The 16,949-nt window shown below is 63.0% G+C and carries 13 protein-coding genes, 1 tRNA gene and 1 other RNA gene; 10 read left to right on the top strand and 5 right to left on the bottom strand.

Annotation, left to right across the window (positions count from 1 at the left end; all coding sequences use genetic code 11):
* Nucleotides 1-104: 104 nt before the first annotated feature.
* Both M3B90_RS06380 and recR read right to left on the bottom strand, forming a co-directional pair.
* A complete protein-coding gene (locus M3B90_RS06380; protein ID WP_259889182.1) occupies nucleotides 105-1,769 on the bottom strand; it encodes a hypothetical protein in 1,665 nt (554 codons plus the stop codon).
* Between the two features lie 51 nt (nucleotides 1,770-1,820).
* On the bottom strand, nucleotides 1,821-2,414 hold the full coding sequence (gene recR / locus M3B90_RS06375; RefSeq protein ID WP_259889181.1) for a recombination mediator RecR: 594 nt from the start codon (nucleotides 2,412-2,414) through the stop codon (nucleotides 1,821-1,823).
* A 78-nt stretch (nucleotides 2,415-2,492) separates the two neighbouring features.
* Between recR and M3B90_RS06370 the strand changes: the two genes are divergently transcribed.
* A complete protein-coding gene (locus tag M3B90_RS06370; protein ID WP_259889179.1) occupies nucleotides 2,493-3,068 on the top strand; it encodes a hypothetical protein in 576 nt (191 codons plus the stop codon).
* A 9-nt stretch (nucleotides 3,069-3,077) separates the two neighbouring features.
* Nucleotides 3,078-4,577, top strand: a complete 1,500-nt coding sequence (locus tag M3B90_RS06365) for an amidase (protein ID WP_259889178.1) — start codon at nucleotides 3,078-3,080, stop codon at nucleotides 4,575-4,577.
* Between the two features lie 264 nt (nucleotides 4,578-4,841).
* Here M3B90_RS06365 and M3B90_RS06360 read toward each other — a convergent pair whose 3' ends face one another.
* Entirely contained in the window at nucleotides 4,842-7,940 is a 3,099-nt protein-coding gene (locus tag M3B90_RS06360) for a DNA polymerase III subunit gamma and tau (RefSeq protein WP_259889177.1), read from the bottom strand.
* Nucleotides 7,941-8,402: 462 nt separating this feature from the next.
* Nucleotides 8,403-9,302 carry a DUF559 domain-containing protein gene (locus M3B90_RS06355; RefSeq protein WP_259889176.1) on the bottom strand — a complete coding sequence of 300 codons (900 nt, stop codon included), beginning with the start codon at nucleotides 9,300-9,302 and terminating at the stop codon, nucleotides 8,403-8,405.
* A gap of 440 nt (nucleotides 9,303-9,742) precedes the next feature.
* On the opposite strand from M3B90_RS06355, the gene M3B90_RS06350 reads away from it, so the two are divergent.
* Complete coding sequence (locus M3B90_RS06350) at nucleotides 9,743-10,333, top strand: DUF421 domain-containing protein (protein ID WP_259889175.1); 591 nt, start codon at nucleotides 9,743-9,745, stop codon at nucleotides 10,331-10,333.
* Between the two features lie 171 nt (nucleotides 10,334-10,504).
* Here the strand turns inward: M3B90_RS06350 and ffs are convergent.
* Nucleotides 10,505-10,600, bottom strand: an RNA gene (ffs, locus tag M3B90_RS06345) — signal recognition particle sRNA small type.
* Between the two features lie 178 nt (nucleotides 10,601-10,778).
* Here ffs and M3B90_RS06340 point away from each other — a divergent pair.
* The 7 genes from M3B90_RS06340 to M3B90_RS06310 all read left to right on the top strand — a co-directional run.
* Nucleotides 10,779-12,533 carry a sodium-dependent transporter gene (locus M3B90_RS06340; protein WP_259889174.1) on the top strand — a complete coding sequence of 585 codons (1,755 nt, stop codon included), beginning with the start codon at nucleotides 10,779-10,781 and terminating at the stop codon, nucleotides 12,531-12,533.
* Nucleotides 12,530-12,646, top strand: a complete 117-nt coding sequence (locus M3B90_RS06335; RefSeq protein ID WP_259889173.1) for a methionine/alanine import family NSS transporter small subunit — start codon at nucleotides 12,530-12,532, stop codon at nucleotides 12,644-12,646. The genes M3B90_RS06340 and M3B90_RS06335 overlap by 4 nt, the downstream gene beginning before the upstream one ends.
* Nucleotides 12,647-12,773: 127 nt before the next feature.
* Nucleotides 12,774-12,858 (top strand) — tRNA-Ser (locus M3B90_RS06330).
* 152 nt (nucleotides 12,859-13,010) lie between these two features.
* Nucleotides 13,011-14,183 (top strand): hypothetical protein, encoded by a 1,173-nt coding sequence (locus M3B90_RS06325; protein WP_259889172.1) that lies wholly within the window; start codon nucleotides 13,011-13,013, stop codon nucleotides 14,181-14,183.
* A gap of 283 nt (nucleotides 14,184-14,466) precedes the next feature.
* Entirely contained in the window at nucleotides 14,467-15,231 is a 765-nt protein-coding gene (locus M3B90_RS06320) for a CE1759 family FMN reductase (RefSeq protein ID WP_259889171.1), read from the top strand.
* A gap of 419 nt (nucleotides 15,232-15,650) precedes the next feature.
* Nucleotides 15,651-16,592: a metal ABC transporter substrate-binding protein gene (locus M3B90_RS06315; RefSeq protein WP_259889170.1), complete on the top strand. Its 942-nt coding sequence runs from the start codon at nucleotides 15,651-15,653 to the stop codon at nucleotides 16,590-16,592.
* Nucleotides 16,593-16,645: 53 nt separating this feature from the next.
* On the top strand, nucleotides 16,646-16,949 hold a 304-nt coding region (locus M3B90_RS06310), incomplete at its 3' end, for a metal ABC transporter ATP-binding protein (protein WP_259889169.1).

The following is a 16,949-nucleotide window of genomic DNA, read 5'->3' as shown; positions in this document are numbered from 1 at the left end:
TTTCTCTTTCGTGCGGTATTCCGCGATGGTGGCATGAATACGTCAAGCTCTTGCCATTGTGACAGCCGAGCCCGCAACCAAGACCGCAGCACGCCCGAGATCACTCACAATGTGAGACGTCCCGCGTGGAGCTCCTCGAGATTTTCGGGAATGTCGTGCTCGCTCCTCACCGCCGGCGGATCGATGATCGCGGGAGCGGCCTGTTCGTCACCAAGACCAAAATCGGGGAGAACACCCGTACGTGAGGCGGCTTTCGCGATCTCTTCCAGGCTCGCGTTTTTCGGCAGGCCGAGCGCCATCGCCTGGCGTTCGCGCAACGCTGCCCTCACGCGCGGGTCATCAGCCAAGTCCGCACGTGTGCCTCGCTTCGGGGCGATCGCGGAAAAGGGGACCTCGCGGCGCGTGTACCAACCGGCGGGCCCATACACGATCGTGCGCAAATCGATCGCTAAAGCGCGGTAGGTGGCGATCATGCCAAGCGCACTCGCGCCAAAGCCCGCGAACACGAGGGCGGCGATGTGAAGGGAACCGGCTTCTCCCGCATCCCCCGTAGCACTCAGCACGACGAGAAACGCGAAAAGGCACACCGCCTCAATCGCTGCGAGACCGAGGGTCGTGACCCACACGACCCCCCGTTCCCACCGATTCACGGCGAGGCGCTCGGAAATCGTGGGGTAGGTGCGTTCATCTCGCACACCTCGCTTCGACGGAGGAATGAGGTGAAAGAGCGAAAGCACAAGGGGCGGAAGCCACGCGAGGGCACTCCCCCACGCGATCACGAGTGCAACGAAGGAGAGACGGCTCACGAGTGAGAAGTCGGTCGCATCGCTCACCTCTTCGAGGTCATTCGCGTAACTGAAGAGCTGCCCGATATCGGCGAAGAAGTAAAACGGGGAGATCAACGCGGCGAAAAGGACGATCTGCCATGCGCGGTAACGAAGGAGTGTGCAGAAGGATTCGACAAACATGCGAGTGTTGACAACAAGCTTATTGCGCGGCAAATGCCGCCGATCCTGCGCAAACATCACCCGCGTGTAGGCAGCGTATTTAGGTGTTCCTAGGGCCGCTTGCCGTTTCACCTCCAGCTCGTTGTACCCCGGCAATCCAAGGGGATTCGCGGTGCGGGCACAACCGCCCGCGACCGGCACGCTCACAATCGCCACAGCGAGCATCGAGAGGTATCCCGCGACCACAATGTAGGAAAAGTCGGCGAGCATGAAGGTGTTGCCGGGAAGCGCTGTCAGCAGAACCGAAAGTGCGAGCACCGCGAGCTGCGGCCAAAGGAGCCACTTCGCAAAAGACCAACCGATCGCTCGCCGAAACAGCTTCTCCGTGAGATATTCACGCGGACGAAGCCTCGCGACAGAACGCAAACCGAGTGCCGCCGCGCCAAGGCCCGCGAGCGCGCCGAAAGGCGCAGAACCGAAAGCTATGAACAGCACCTCCCATAGAGAAACTCCCAGACCGCTCAGGAACGAGGTCACGAAGCTCGGTTCGGCGATGGCAAAGATGGGAAGGAACGCGAAGATGGGCGTGAGAGAGCTAAGAAAGACCATGCCGAGCACCCCCCAAGACGCGGCCCCAACAACCGCCATCCACACCCAAATCTTCCAGCCCGCCCTCTTGCGCATTACGCGAGCCGAATCGAAGAGGACTTCCTCGGGGAGATCAACGATGTCATCCCCCGTCGGCAGCTTTTCCGGCTCCGGCAAGCCGCGCAAGGGAGCAAGTGGCTGCACCGGATGCCCGGGAAGCGTCGGACTTCCCATTTCTCCACCCGGCATTGCACCTGGCTGAACAGCCTGCACCACCATTACCCCCTAGAACGCGCGGCGCCCTGCGAAAGCGCGGCCGAGCGTCATTTCGTCTGCGTAGTCGAGATCTCCACCAACCGGCAGGCCCGAGGCAAGCCGCGTCACCTCGACCCCCGTATCGGCGAGAGTGCGCGCGATGTACGTGCTCGTGGCCTCACCTTGAACGTTCGGGTCGAGCGCGAGAATCACCTCGGTGACACCACCCTCGGCGACGCGATCACGAAGTTCCTGGATGCGCAAATCGGCCGGCCCAACGCCACCAATGGGATCAATCGCACCACCGAGCACGTGGTAGCGACCCCGGTACTCGCGAAGACGCTCGATGGCAAACACGTCGCGGGGCTCTTCTACAACGCACAAAAGCTCGCCATTGCGGCGCTCGTCGAGGCAAATCGCGCAGCGTTCTTCCTCCGCGATGTTGCCGCATACCTCGCAAAAGCGGATGCGCTTCTTCACCTCGATGAGAGTTGAGGCGAGCCGCTCGACGGACGCGCTCTCCGCGCCAAGCACGTAAAACGCGATGCGCTGCGCCGACTTGGGGCCCACACCGGGAAGCATCCCGAGTTCATCGATCAGATCCTGCACGATTCCCTGAAACACACCTAAACTCTATGGCACGGGTGAGACAAATAAACTCGTAAACTCGCCTCACGCCTGTCCTCAACGTGAAAGCACTCCATGACCATCCACACGACCCCCGGCGGAAGCGACGTCGAAAACGGACGCGGCTACACCACTCTCACCGTGCTCGACCAGCCCTCCGTGCCGCTCGCCGCCGTGCGCGTTAACGATCTCGCGATGGGCTCACTCGGAGAATGCGCGCGGGTGGTTGCCGATTCGCTTCCCGCCGTGCTCGAACGCGAAGGGGTCGCGATCACCGGGCACCTCGTCGTCGTGTTTTACCGCGTTGGCGGGATTGACAGCGCGCACGCGAACAGCGACGTCGCAATCGGCTTCCCGATCGAAAAGCCGCTCCCCGGGACCATCGCGCTGGAGTCCGACGCCGGCTCGGCCTTCCCCGGTCTTTCGGCGAGCACCGTCTCCTTGCCCGAGGGGCGCATCGCTGCCCTCTCCCACAATGGCCCCTACAGCACGCGCGATGACTCATGGGACGCACTTCTCACAACGCTGACCGATCGCGGCCTCGAACCCACGCCCCCGTTTTGGGAAGTGTCGATCCCCGTAAGCGAGCACGACACGATCGTCACGACCTCCCGCACCGATCTTTTCGCGCCGCTCGCGCCGCTGACCTAAGGGCTTGCCGTGGGCGTCAGCACCGTTGAGGATCCGCTCGATTTCAGCGCGGTTCGCCTCGCCCGCGCCTACCGAGACGGCGAACTCACCCCGAGCGTCCACGTTGACCGCGTGCTCGAGCGCGCCCGCGAGCGCGGAGGAAAGGTCGGGGCTTTTTCGTGCGTGTGCGACGATCTCGCGAGGCAACAGGCGGAAAGTGCAGAGGAGATGCTTCGCGCGCGCGGCGGCTCGCAAGCGCCACTGCTCGCGGGCATCCCGGTGCCGATCAAGGATTTGGTCGAGATAGAAGGCCTGCCGTTTGAGGCGGGCTCACCAGCCCTTGCCGGGAATGTCTCGACGCACACCGATGGCGTAGCCCAGGACATCATGAACGCCGGAACTCTCACGATTGGCAAAACGACGACGAGTGAGTTCGGCATGAGCGTCTTTAGCGAATCTCCGCTCGGTGCGGCACGCACCCCGTGGGATGGACGCCGCACGGCAGGAGGCTCAAGCGGAGGTGCCGGTGCGGCCGTCGCTTGCGGTGTAGCACCGCTCGCTCATGGCAACGACGCCGGCGGGAGCGTACGAGTGCCGGCAGCCTGCAACGGCGTACTCGGCATGCTGACCTCGCGTGGCACGGTAAGCGTCGGCCCCTTCGGGCTTGACGGTCCCGGGCTCGCGCGCCACGGAATGCTGTCGCGCACGGTCGCGGATCTCGCGCTCGGCATTGACCTCATTGCACGATCGAGGCCCGGTGATGCTTTCGCTCGCGCGGGCGTCCCGGGCGATCGCGGGTGCGGCGCGCTTGCGGCCGTTGAGAGCTCGCTCGTGGCACTCGATGCGCGAGGGATTGCTCCGCTCCGCATCGGGCTCATCACGGAGCCCATGGTCGCGGAGGTGGAGCTTTCCGCTTCCTCTCTCGACGCCGTCGAAAGGGCGCGCGAGCTGCTTGAATCCCTCGGGCACACGGTCGTGGAGATCCCTGCGCCCATGACACCCCACGACTGGCAAACGTTCATGCCCGTGTGGACCGTAGGCGCTGCCTCTCTCCCTTTGCCCTTCGGGCCGGCTGGGAGCGCCGAGGCTCGCGCTGCGGAGGAAGCCGCAGGCGTGGGGGCACTTACCCGCTGGCTTCGCGACATCGGAGCTGAGGTGAGCGGGGTTGAATACGCCGCGGCGATCGCGCGGATTCAGAGGTTGACGCGACGCATGGCCGAGGCATGGCAGAGCTTCGATGCGATCCTCACGCCGATGCTCTCGGAGCCGCCCGTGCTCGCGGATCGAATTCCCACGAACCCGCAAGAGGACTTCGATTTCCAGTCGCGCTTCACGCCGTTCACGAGCGTGTGGAACATGAACGGATTCGCCGCCATGAGCGTGCCGCTCCACCGAACCGAGGTTGACGGAACTGTGCTGCCCGTGGGCGTGCATCTCGGGGGTACCCGCCCTGGTGACGAAGCGACTTTGCTCCGCATCGCCGCGCAGCTCGAGGCCCTCGATCCCTGGCCCACGCTCGTCACCCCCTGACACACTCCTCCGGCCCTGGCTTCCGCCCCACTTTCCAGTTCCTACCCGCCCTCGGCTTCCTCGCCGCCCCACTTCATGAAAAAACTGCCACCACCCGAGCCTCACCGACCCTCAGCACCACATTTTCTTCATCAACCGGAACAGCCCAGAGCCCTCAGCCGACACAGTCCCCCGCTCCGCTGCTCCACTTCATCAAAAAACTGCCACCACCCGGGACTCACCGACCCTCAGCACCACATTTTCTTCATAAACCGGAACAAAGGCTCAGGGCTGCTCGTCGATCACCTCGAGCACCTCGCCGCCAAGAAACTCCTCAACGATGTCGCGCCCGGGGCGACGCTGCGTACTCATCGACGAGGCGTCCTCATCATCAAGCGAGGCACCTTGGAAGGGGTCGTCGTACCCCTTGGGTTCGGCTGGTGCATCTGTTTCCTGAGCAGGCGACGCACTCGAACTCGGAGCATAACCGCCAGACCCCTTTCCGGCGGGTCGCTTCGCCTGTGCCTCGTGGAGCGCTTGACGCGCGAGAGCGGCACCCGTGAGGCGCGGCGCCGCCGCCTCTTGCCCTGGGCCGCGCGTGAGATCCTGCTCTGACGCAGGTTCGGGCCTCTCTCCAGATCCGGCTCCAAGCCCCCAACCGTCGGCATCCGTCGGATCGGTGTGCGTCGAGCCCGACCACGCATCGCTGTGCTCCGCTTCAACCTCCGCCTGGGCTTCCTCGATAGCCGGATCCTTCTCGTGCCCCGCGGGCACGTTGGCATCGGGCTCTTCTACGAGAGTCGCTGCTGGCTCAAATCCGCCGCCAAAGGCTCGCCGCATCGCCCGTTCGAGCGCGTGCTGACCATGCGTGCGAGGCTCCCCCTCGCCCGGCTGCGCCGGAATGCGCACGGGCTCCGTCACGCCTCGCGGAGTCTCCGAATTGTCGCGCGTATCTTCAGCCGCCACGGTTTCCGGTGCAGCGGATTCTGAACGATCAGCCTTCGGCGCAGTTCGGTGCCCCTGAGGGTCTGCGCCGTGTTCGTTCTCAGCCGCAGCTCGCGCTTGCTGTCGCCTGCCTTCCGCGCTGTGCGGCGCGGGCGCCCAATCCTCAGGCGGCGCGTCATCGTCGAAGGGCGGCTCTTCATCGACAAGAGGTGGCACGTCGTCAGGTGCACCGCGCCCCCCGCGATTGCCATCAGCATCCGGTCCGCGCTTATCCCTCGATTCCGACGGATGCCCTGCACCCTGATCCGCCGATTTTTCCCTGCTCGGGCCCGCCGAATCAATCGCATCGCCCCACCGCTCTCCAGCCACGGGGCCTTCTTGGCGCGATGGGCCGCTGCTCGAAGGAGCGCCATTCGGTCCGTCTCCGCTCGGCGATCCACCTTTTGGCCCACCGCCATTCGCGCCTTGCCCAACGCTCGACGGCGCATCGCCGGAGACTGCTTCAACTGTCACGTCGATACGCATGATGCGACGCACAGCTTCGGCCATATTGGGCGCGTGCTGGCCGCGATAAAACGCATTCACAAGCCCCTGGCTGCGGAAACTCAGCACGAGGGTCGAACCATCAAACGACTGAATGCCCGCATTCTGCGCAATCAGCGCCCACGACGCACGCTTGAGCGTCTGCAGCGTATCCATGAGCGCCGACCAGTGCCCCTCCACATCGCTCACGCTCGCCCCCGGATTCGCGAGTGCGGCTTGCGGGGCGGGCTCGCTCTTCGCGGAAGCCGCAGGCTGCTCGGTGGCGGGGTTCAAATTCGAGGAGTCCGACGGTTGCCTCGATACGAGGTCGCCCCACGAATCGTCGCTGCTGCCCGACGTCGGGCGCTGAGGCTGCGCCTCGCGCTGTTCCGGTTGCAAGGACTGCACCTGCGGCGACTGTGCGCGCTGCGGTTCCGACTGCTGAGCGCCCCACGACGGTTCAGTGTCGCGAGCCGGCGCATGCCCCGATTGCGGCTCGTTTGCCTGCGACTCTCGAGGCTCTTCGTTCGCCGGTTGCGCTTCGGCCATCGCCAATGGATGCTTGGCCTGCGTCGATTCTGGTTCCACACGCGTCGACGGCTGCTCGGCCCGCGGCGATCGCGAAGTCACATCGCTATCACGCCCCGCGGCTGCTGCCGCTTGTTCGCGCGCAACCTGCACGGCACGCTGACGTGGCGACAAGGTTTGCCGGGAAGCGTCGGACTGAGAAGCCCCACCCGACGCCCCACCGCGTGCCGAACCACCGGGACCACCCACGCTCGCTTGCGCACCGCCAGCCGCAACGCCGGACCCGGTCGAAGGGCCGAGGATGAGGCGCGCGGCGAGCAATTCAAGGTGCAGGCGCGGCGATGTGGCCCCAACCATGGAGTTGAGGGCCTCACTCACGATTTGCGCCGAGTCCGTGAGAGTACGCGGTTGGAAGCGCTCGGCCTGGGTGCTCAAGCGATCAATTTGGTCGACGGGGACATCGGGAAGAAGATCCCGAGCACGCTCGGGAGCGGCGACAAGAACGATGAGATCGCGGAAGCGCTCAAGCAGATCCTCGACGAAGCGGCGCGGCTCATGGCCCGAGCCGATCACCTCATCGAGAACGCCGAACAGGGTCGCGGCATCGTGCTCGGCGATCGCCTCAACCGCGCGATTGAGCAGCTCAACATCGGTGAACCCGAGAAGGTTCGTCGCGATATCAAGCTCAACACCGCGCTCATCAGAACCGGCAATCAGCTGATCGAGGACGCTCAACGTATCGCGGGCAGAGCCGCCACCAGCACGCACGGCGAGTGAAAGAACGCCATCCTCGACGGAAACGCCCTCGTGGACACAGATTTCTTCGAGATAGGGAAGGAGCACCTGCGGCGGGATGAGCCGGAACGGATAGTGATGGGTGCGCGAGCGGATCGTGCCAATGACCTTGTCGGGCTCGGTCGTGGCAAACACGAACTTCACGTGCTCGGGCGGCTCTTCGACGAGCTTAAGCAACGCATTGAAGCCAGCTGAGGTCACCATGTGGGCCTCATCGATGATGAAAACCTTGAAGCGATCCCTCACGGGAGCGAATGCGGCGCGTTCACGCAGGTCACGAGCATCGTCGACGCCGCCGTGGCTCGCCGCGTCGATCTCAACGACATCGAGGCTGCCCGCGCCATCACGCGCGAGATCGCGGCACGAATCGCACGTCCCACAAGGCGTATCCGTGGGGCCTTCGGCGCAATTAAGACACCGCGCGAGAATGCGCGCCGAGGTGGTCTTGCCGCAGCCGCGAGGGCCCGAGAAGAGATAAGCGTGACCGATGCGGCCCGACTTCAAGGCGCGCCGAATCGGCTCAGTGACGTGATCCTGGCCGATCACTTCGGCAAAGGACTCGGGGCGATAACGACGGTAGAGAGCTGTAGCCACGGCACCAGCCTAGTAGAGGCGAGGATGGTGGAGGGTGGGTGTGTGTACTGGTTTGGTTTGGGTTCTGGCCTTGCTTCCTGGTCCGCGTGCCCACTTGGACTGGAGCCTTGCCCGTGTAGCTACGAGCCCGGAGCCTTGTCCGCGTGGCCACACCTGCTGCCCATTCCGCTTGACTCCCCGCCTGGCGCCTTGCCCGCCTAGCTCCGCTGCCCACTCCGCTTGACTCCCCGCCTGGCGCCTTGCCCGCGCGGCCCTGCTGCCCGTTCCGCGCCACCCCACGCCCAGTTCCTGCCTTTTGCGTTCCAAACCATGAAGAAAACACCAGCCTGCCGCGCCGACAGAGACTCGATCCTACGAAATTTTCATAATGAGGTACGCACCCAAAACTAGAGCTAGCACTGAAGGCGACTTGCCCAACGTCGCGAGTGTGCAAGGCCAGTACCCACACCGCACTGACCTTGTTCACCGCACTCGCTTGCGATGAAAACCTTGCCTGATGGCTTCCACCACTCTGCGCTCGCACTCTTCCCACTTATAGAACACCTGGTCATAGGTCAGCCTGATCACCCTGTAGCCACGCAGATGAAGGTCTGCATCGCGCTCACGATCTCGATTGAAACCTCGACGGCTGGCCTGATGGTGCTCGAACGAGTCAAGCTCCACAACGAGAGAGTCGCCGATCAGGAAGTCAACGCGTCCAATTCCGGCGATATTCACCTGCTGCCGGAACCGGATGCCGAGGCGGTTCATGCGGAAAGCAAATGCGGACTCCGTTCCTGATTCGGAAAAACGACCAGGGCTTCCTAGCGATTTGGCCTGATATGCAAAGCACTTTCCTACAATGCGGTCGACCTCTGTCGGTGTCACTTTCCCCAAACGAAGGGCAGATTCGAGCACGATGAACGCTTGCTCTGATGTTCCGCAATGAATTGCCTCGGTGAGCGAATCGACGATGTCGAGCACTGGTGCTTTCGACGGGTTGCGGGTCCATCGCCGGTGAGATCCCACGCTCTTCGATCGAGCTTTGCCACTGGATAGCCGGTTGTAGGTCGTGCACAAATGCGGCGGTCCTGGAATCCGCGGAACCCAGAGGCCGTGCCTCTCGAGTGCCGAAAAGCACGTGACCCAGCAGCCGAGCTTGACCGCGCGTATCGCGAGGTCTTCTGTCGAAAGAGGCGCGAAGCAGTAGCTGCCATACGCGACCCGCACCAGGTTGCCGTTCGACAGGGCGCTGTTGATCGAGCGGCGACTCCAGCCCGCATCCATAAGCTGCGCCGCACTCACAATCCCGTCGAGAAAATCAATTCTCATGCTCCAAGGATTGATGGAGAAGGGCTCTAGATCTGCCAGAGTCTCTGCCATTGGTGACCGTTGCACCTTGTGGAGCACGAGTCGAGGTGCGGGGCCCTCGCCGTGCCTGGCCCAGCCGCTCGCCGAGTCGATCTCCCACTCAAATCCCCGCTCCACTTCATGAAGAAACGACGGTGTAGAAGGGGGTAGCACCCCCGCAACGCCGCCAAATCTTCATAAAGTGCGCCGCAGGGAAGGGAGGCGGGGCCGAGGGAAGGGACAGCTGGGGAGAGCCCGACACAAAGAATGAAGAAACGACGGTGTAGGAGGGGCGGCACCCCCGCAACGCCGCCAAATCTTCATAAAGTGCGCCGCAGGGAAGGGAGGCGGGGCCAGGCGGAGGAAACAGCAGCAGGGAGAACAGCTGCTGGGGAAGAAGAGAGACTGCGGGAGAAACAGCAGCTGGGGCTGCTGGAGGAAGACCCGCGGAGCGAGTGGCCTAGGCTTGAAACATGACGACTGAGGAGTGGACCCAAGCGCTGGTAGGGGCAATCGGCATCGAGTGGTGGCGCATCCCCATTGTGGTCCTCTCCGCCATCGTGATCTACCTGGTTTTCTACCTGCTCATCCACATTTTTGGTCCGCGCATCCTCACGGGATCGACGAGCTTCGACGCCGCCGTGATCATCATGCTCGGCGCGGTAGCTGGCCGTGTCGTGATCGGGCACCCACCCACGCTTGCGGCGGGTGTCATCGGGCTCGTCACTCTCGTGCTCATGGAGGTGTGTTTCGGCGCACTGAACTCGGCTCTTTCGAAGTCGACAAAGTATCCCGCGCTCGGTCTCAACAAACGGCCCGTCGTCGTGTTCGCGCACGGAAAAAAGATTGACCACTATGCGCGCCGGGCGCGCGTCACGGATCAGGATCTCGCATTCGCGTTTCGCCGCTCGGGGGTGGCCGGCCCTGCGCAAGTGCAGTGCGCAATCATGGAGCCCAATGGTTCCATCAGCGTGATCCGCGAGGGAGAAACGATCGACTCCTCTCTCCTCGAAGGCGTCGTGGGCCAGGAATTCTTGCTGCCGGAAGATGACACGCTCGACTAGGGCGCCCCTCATCAAAGTTCGACCGAGAAGACCGCGCCGGCCAAGCCTCAATTACGAATACCGCGATTCTCAAACCCCACCGTGCGACTGAGATAGATGCCGAGAAGAGTTTCGGCACTACTCCCCGGCGGGACGGCGAGAAGGATCGAACACCGCCCCGTTCAGAGGCCATAAAACGACTCCCCGCGCACCTGCCAGAGCCTTCGTACCCTTGCTGCCGTCAAGCCCTGGGGGATTCCGATGGATGACACCACGCGGGGAGTCGCCCACCACGATACAGCTTCGTGCCCCGTTTCGCACAGCGCACTGCTCTCACTGTGACCTAGCTGCATCTTGCGACACCGCGTGCCCACATGGCGAACGAAAGTGGACAATCCAGCTTCGGTTTCCCACACTGTGGAGGTTACTTTTCGCAGCATTCCCGAACTTTCGAAGAAAGAGCACAATGACCGAACACTCCCACCATTTGGGCGTGGAGCCGTCGGCCCCCGATACGGATCGACCGGCGGGTGCCACCTCGACCATTCACGCCGCCCCCGAGCAACAGCGCGCCAACCGCGGCGCGTTCTCTGGCCGCTCAGCGTTCATTTTTGCGGCGATCGGCTCGGCGGTGGGCCTCGGAAATATTTGGCGCTTCCCCTACACCGCCTACGAAAACGGCGGCGGCGCGTTCATGATTCCTTACTTGGTTGCGCTCCTCACCGCGGGTGTTCCACTCCTGTTCGTCGACTACGCGATCGGGCACCGTTGGCGCAGCTCGGCCCCGCTTGCGTGGCGCCGCATGAACCGCAAGGCCGAGGCGATTGGCTGGTGGCAGGTCATGATCTGCGTCGTCATCGCTGCCTATTACGCGGCGATTCTCGCGTGGTCAGCCTGGTACTTCATCTTTAGCTTTACAAAGGCGTGGGGCAACGATCCCGCGGCATTCTTTGGCACCTTCACCGCGTCGGTGCCCGCGGAAACCACCGGCATTGGCTTCGACTTCGTACCGAAGATCCTTATCGCGATGATCATCGTGTGGGTGTTGAGCGTGGGGGTACTCGCGCTCGGCGTTCAGGGCGGCATCGCTCGCTCGAGCTCGATCTTCATTCCGCTTCTTATCGTGATGTTCCTCATTCTCGTGGTGCGCGCGGTGACGCTTCCGAACGCGGCCCTCGGCCTGAACGCGCTCTTTACCCCTGACTGGGGCGCGCTTACGATTGGATCGGTGTGGATCGCTGCCTACGGGCAGATCTTTTATTCGCTTTCGGTCGCGTTCGGCATCATGCTTACCTACGCGTCATACCTCAAGAAGAAGTCGGATCTCACTGGCTCCGGTCTGGTCGTCGCCTTTTCCAATTCGGGTTTTGAGCTTCTCGCGGGCATCGGTGTCTTCGCTGCGCTCGGCTTCATGGCGGCCTCGACTGGGCAGCAGGTTTCCGACGTCGCCACGGACGGCATCGGCCTCGCATTTATCGCGTTTCCCGCCATCATCAACGAGGCGCCGCTCGGCGGTCTCATCGGCGTGCTGTTCTTCGGCTCGCTCCTGCTCGCGGGATTCACCTCGCTCATCTCAATTCTCGAGGTCATCATCGCAGCTGTGCAGGACAAGCTCGGTTTGAACCGCGCCAAGTGCACCCTCGCCGTTGGCATCCCCATGGCCATTCTTTCGACTCTCGCATTCTCGACGACGACGGGCCTCAACTTGCTCGATGTGTCCGATAAGTTCGTGAACTCGTTCGGCATCGTGATCGCGGCTCTCGCGGGCACGCTCATCCTCGCGTACGTTGTGAGGGCCATTCCCGCCCTGCGCGACCACCTCAACATGTACGGCTCGTTCAAGGTCGGCGACTTCTGGCACGTGATGGTGTCGCTCATCATTCCCGCGGTTCTTGCCGTGACTCTCGTGCTCGATGCTCGCGAGATTCTCGCGAAAGGCTACGGCGGTATGCCCTCGTGGTTCGTCAATACGTTCGGGTGGGGCATGGCTGCCGCTCTCGTGGCCGCCGCGATCTTTATGAGCGCGCTTCCTTGGCCGAAGAGTTCCAACGCCGGCAAGCTCGATTCCGACGGTGACCCAATTGCCCAGGGCATCGTGCGCGGCAAGCCCCTCGAGGTTCCAACCTCCAGCACTCAGTTCCCGCAAGAGCTGCGCGCCGAGGATGACCTCGCACGCGCCGGCCTCCTCACGCGTCTCTTCTCGAAGGGAGGGAAACGATGAACGCTTCTGCGATTACTCTGCTCATCGTCGCGATGCTCATGCTCTGGGGCGGGCTCGGCGCCGCTATCGTCAACCTCGTGCGCCACCCCGATCTCTCCGCCGAGGACGACTAGGCCATGTGACCTTCGCCCCGTCGACCGTGCTTGTTTTCGGGCCCCACATGCACCGCGCAGGGCTTTTTGGGTACACTGAAACGCGTTGCCTTTTGTGGCGGGCATGCCCCGCACGCGGCAGCGAACTGGAGGATTCGCCTAGCGGCCTATGGCGCACGCCTGGAACGCGTGTTGGGTTCACGCCCTCAGGGGTTCAAATCCCCTATCCTCCGCGGATTGAGCGGGCACCGTCTCAGCCTTCACGGTTGGGCCGGTGCCCGTTTTTCGCGCTGCGGCTCTCGCAGTTCCACCAGAACCGGTACGTAAACTCGGTGCGCGCCCCTTTCGATCACGACGAAACGACGACCGGCACTTGGAATCCCGCATGTGGCACATCACCCCGCTCGACAAGATTGAACAGTGCGCCGCACAGAGCGCAGAGGCGTGCTCGCAGGAGCCGCCCGAACACCACTTCCCCACGAAGATTGCTGCAAGCCTCTATCTCGATGAGTTGCGCTCCGAGAGTGTCATCGACCACATTTCGGGTTTCCACATTCGTGAGCTGAGGCGTGTGCGGCCGAGGAGCGGGGCCCCCGATCGCTTCCTTCGGTCCCTCAAAGATGACCTCGACGAGAAATTTGAGGGGAGCGAGCCTGGCGAAATTAAGGGGGTAAACATGGTGAAGACGGCGACGAGCCGGGTCTTACCGGTTTCGTATGGGATCTTTCGTAACGTGAGGAGCGATGGAAGCGGTACGTGGAAGCTCGTCTTCCCCGACTGCGCGGATAAGCACGTGCGGCATCGGTTTTCCACGAACGGTACCGGCGAGCGAGATCCACGCGTGACGGGCGAAATCGACGAGGCCGTTGACGCCTTCCGCGACCTGGTCTACAGGGAGTACGAAAGCGCGACGTGGGAGTTTCGCCCCGCAAGCGCGGAGGAGTTCGACCGAGCAATCGCCACCGACATGGCCTCCATCCTTTCGTGCATCTGCTACGTCGAGGAATACCTCTCTCCGTTATCCTCCGGAAGCGATCGCCTGTACAGCGGGAGCGCGAGTTACCTCTTCAATCACCTGATTCAGTCCGACGGTTCCCTTGCAGGGCAGGTTCCCTACTTTTCCGGTTTCGACGCGCGGGACATTCGTCGTCTCTTCCGCTGCTCGCCCGCCGTGCGCGATCGGTATGCGCGTATCGACATCACCGTGAGCGAGGAACCCGATGCGTACCTGCGAAGGGAGATTGGCGACCGGGCACCCGCGTGGGCCCTGCGGAACGCTCAGGGGCGCTGGCAGTACGACGAAATTGAGAACGGCGAGTGCGTCACGCACGCTCTCGCCTCCCCCGACGATGCTTTTGCGAAGGTCATGGAGCACTTTGAGAGGCTCGAGAACGTGCAGGGGTTTGCTACTTCCGGGGACAAGATTCAGCGCAGCCAGTACCGACGTGCGGCCACGAGACGTGCGGAGTGGGCACGAGATTTCATGCGCGACACCGATGCCTTTGCGCTCGCACATGATGCGGCACGTGCGCAGGCCGCAAAGAGCGCGCAGGGCTAAATGCTGGGCTGGGTGACCGCGAAGCCGGGCCCGGCGGCATCAGCATTCGATGTGGAGTCCGACGGTTGCCGGGCCACCGTCGGAACTCCTTCGCCCATGACGGCCGGACGCCCCCACACACGAAAGCCTGATCGCGAAAGCGCGAGCCGAACGAGGCGAGTGGAGCGATGAGTACCGATTCGAGACGGGTGAGAATTGGACTCGCCCCACGGCCAAGGCCCGAGGGGAACGTGACCGGCTCAATGCCGCGGAATGAGCGGTGAGCGGGAATCGTTAAAGACGCATGAGCATCGAGCACACTCCCCTTCGCATCGCCACGGTTCAGGCGGGCCTTGGCGTGCCCTCGACGACCGCGCGGCTCGCGACCACTCTCGAAGAGGCACTCGTCAACGAAGCACGCGCCGCAGGTCTCGAACCCTCGCTGACGCGCGTCAACGTGCGCGAAATCGCGACCGCGGTGACGGAAGCAACAGTGACAGGATTCGCGTCGGAAACGGTCGAGAGCGCCCTCGAGGCCGTTCAGGACGCTGACCTCTTGATCGCCGTGACGCCCACCTTTAACGCGTCGTATTCAGGTCTTTTCAAGGCATTCTTCGACCTACTCGATGCGGAAGCGATCGCAAACACGCCCGTGATTCTCGGCGCGACGGGCGGGACCGCGCGCCACTCCCTCGTGATCGACATGGCGATGCGGCCGCTCTTCTCCTACCTGCGGGCAATCCCCGTGCCCACCTCGGTGTTTGCCGCCTCGGAGGATTTCGCCTCGCCCGGCGGGGCAGGCTCGATCAGCGTGCGAGCGGCACGCATCGCCGAGGAGGCGCTCGCCCTTGTCGGGGCGCGGAAAGCATCCACTGCAAATGCGGGAAGGCCCGCCCCGGGAAGCACCGGCAAAAACGGCGCCCGGGACGATTCCGTGAAGCGAGATTCGGACGGTGGCCAGGCAACCGTCGGAACCGCAAACCCCGAGGTGCTTCACTCCCCCGCCGGGGATTTCACCCCGTTTGACCAGATCGCAAGGAAGCTCTCAGGCAACGAAACCGAAAGGTGATTCTTCGGCGATTCGGCACCCGCTCGACACTCCACGGTGAGAGGATCACCGCATCCCCGGCCGATAGGCGCCCAATCCTCAAGCTCCGCCTCCTGTAAACGGATTACCCCACGAAGCTCCCCCTGGGGAACTATGTCAGCGTCGAACACGAAGCGGACGTCTTCGGTACTCCATACGTCGCACTCGAGGGCACTCTACTGATCGAGAGAAGTCGAGGCGCGAGGGAGCACAACGATGCATCTTCCTTGCTCGACCGCGCTCTCGTGACACACAACACTCACGGTTTTAGGTTGCCCTAACTTCTTTGTTAGGGCATCCTGGTTTCCTCGCGTCACAAGGCGCGAGAGGCGCGCCAACGCCGGACTTGCACAGCGGCATGCCCGATCGACACGCCTCCACACAAGCGCAAAAGGAACAACATGAGCCTTCGAAAGTCAGCACGCGCTGCCATGGTCGCCTTCGCCACCGTGGCGCTCGCCCTCACAGGCTGTTCAGACCCATCCTCCCGCCACGCCGACGGGGCGAAGCTCTCGGTATATGCGACGACGGGCTACCTCGCCGATGCCGTCGCGAACATCGCCCCAGACGCCGAGATCACGACGATGGTGGGTCCCGGAGGGGATCCCCACACCTACCAGCCCTCCACCCAAGACATCGAAAAGATGCGAAGCGCCGACCTCGTTTTCTGGAACGGCTTGAATCTCGAGGCCCACATGACCTCTCAGCTCGAAAGCTTCGGCGATCGTCAACTCGCCGTCGGCTCGAAGGTCCCTGAGAAGCTTCTCCTGCCGTGGCCAGAAAAGGACGACAAAGGGCGCCCGCTCCATGACCCTCACATCTGGAACAGCCCTGAAGCATGGCTCATCGCCGTTGACTCGGTTGCCGACAAGATCGCCGAGGCCGACCCCAAAAACGAAAAAACCTATCGCGCGAACGCCGAGAAGTACAAGGAAAAAATACGAGCAGCAGTCAAAGAGGCTGACTCGAAACTCGCAACAGTGAATGAACCGCGCATCCTCGTGACGGGCCACGACGCTTTCAACTACTTCGGCAAACGATTCAACCTCGAAGTGCACGCGACCGATTTTGTCTCGACCGAAGCGAAACGAAGCGCCAAGGAAATCGATGAACTCGCAACCCTTATCGCCTCGAAAAAAGTTCCCACGATCTTCCTCGACAACCAAGCAAATCCGCAAGCGATCAAGAGCCTCCAAGAAGCCGTCCATGCGAAAGGCTGGGACGTCGAAGTCTCAAAAGCCGAGCTCTACGCGGACTCCCTCGGAGCGGAACCCGGGGTCGACACATACCTGGGAGCTTTCACCCACAACGTTGACGCTGTCGCGGAGGCGCTTGGGAAGTGACGGCGCAACCCCCTGCTAAGAGTGTCGCCGCGCCCGCGTGTCGCGTCACCGACATGACAGTCGCCTACCGCGAAAATATCGTCCTCAAAGGTGTCACGCTCGAAGTGGCACGCGGCGCCTGCATGGCAATCGTCGGACCGAACGGCGCCGGAAAGTCCACACTTCTCAAAGCCATGCTTGGCCTCGTTCCACCCCTCACGGGCACGGCCGAGTTTTTCGGGCAAAGCCTCCGCGTGGCGCGTTCGCGAGTGGGGTACATGCCGCAATCTCTGAGCGTCGATTGGGACTTTCCCGCGACCACGCTCACCGTTGTGACAATGGGGACCTACGGTACTCTCGGGTGGTTTCGCCGACCGG

It is taken from the genome of Dermabacter sp. p3-SID358 (genome assembly GCF_025147465.1).
In the GTDB taxonomy this organism is placed as follows: Bacteria; Actinomycetota; Actinomycetes; order Actinomycetales; family Dermabacteraceae; genus Dermabacter.
This window is presented reverse-complemented; position numbering and strand designations above follow the sequence as displayed.

Excerpts from the sequence above, each read along its gene's own strand:
- M3B90_RS06340 (WP_259889174.1), top strand. The coding sequence starts at position 10,779 with ATGACCGAACACTCCCACCATTTGGGCGTGGAGCCGTCGGCCCCCGAT.
- M3B90_RS06315 (WP_259889170.1), top strand. The coding sequence starts at position 15,651 with ATGAGCCTTCGAAAGTCAGCACGCGCTGCCATGGTCGCCTTCGCCACC.
- M3B90_RS06350 (WP_259889175.1), top strand. The coding sequence starts at position 9,743 with ATGACGACTGAGGAGTGGACCCAAGCGCTGGTAGGGGCAATCGGCATC.
- M3B90_RS06320 (WP_259889171.1), top strand. The coding sequence starts at position 14,467 with ATGAGCATCGAGCACACTCCCCTTCGCATCGCCACGGTTCAGGCGGGC.
- M3B90_RS06325 (WP_259889172.1), top strand. The coding sequence starts at position 13,011 with ATGTGGCACATCACCCCGCTCGACAAGATTGAACAGTGCGCCGCACAG.
- M3B90_RS06335 (WP_259889173.1), top strand. The coding sequence starts at position 12,530 with ATGAACGCTTCTGCGATTACTCTGCTCATCGTCGCGATGCTCATGCTC.
- M3B90_RS06380 (WP_259889182.1), bottom strand. The coding sequence starts at position 1,769 with ATGGGAAGTCCGACGCTTCCCGGGCATCCGGTGCAGCCACTTGCTCCC.
- M3B90_RS06370 (WP_259889179.1), top strand. The coding sequence starts at position 2,493 with ATGACCATCCACACGACCCCCGGCGGAAGCGACGTCGAAAACGGACGC.
- M3B90_RS06355 (WP_259889176.1), bottom strand. The coding sequence starts at position 9,302 with ATGGCAGAGACTCTGGCAGATCTAGAGCCCTTCTCCATCAATCCTTGG.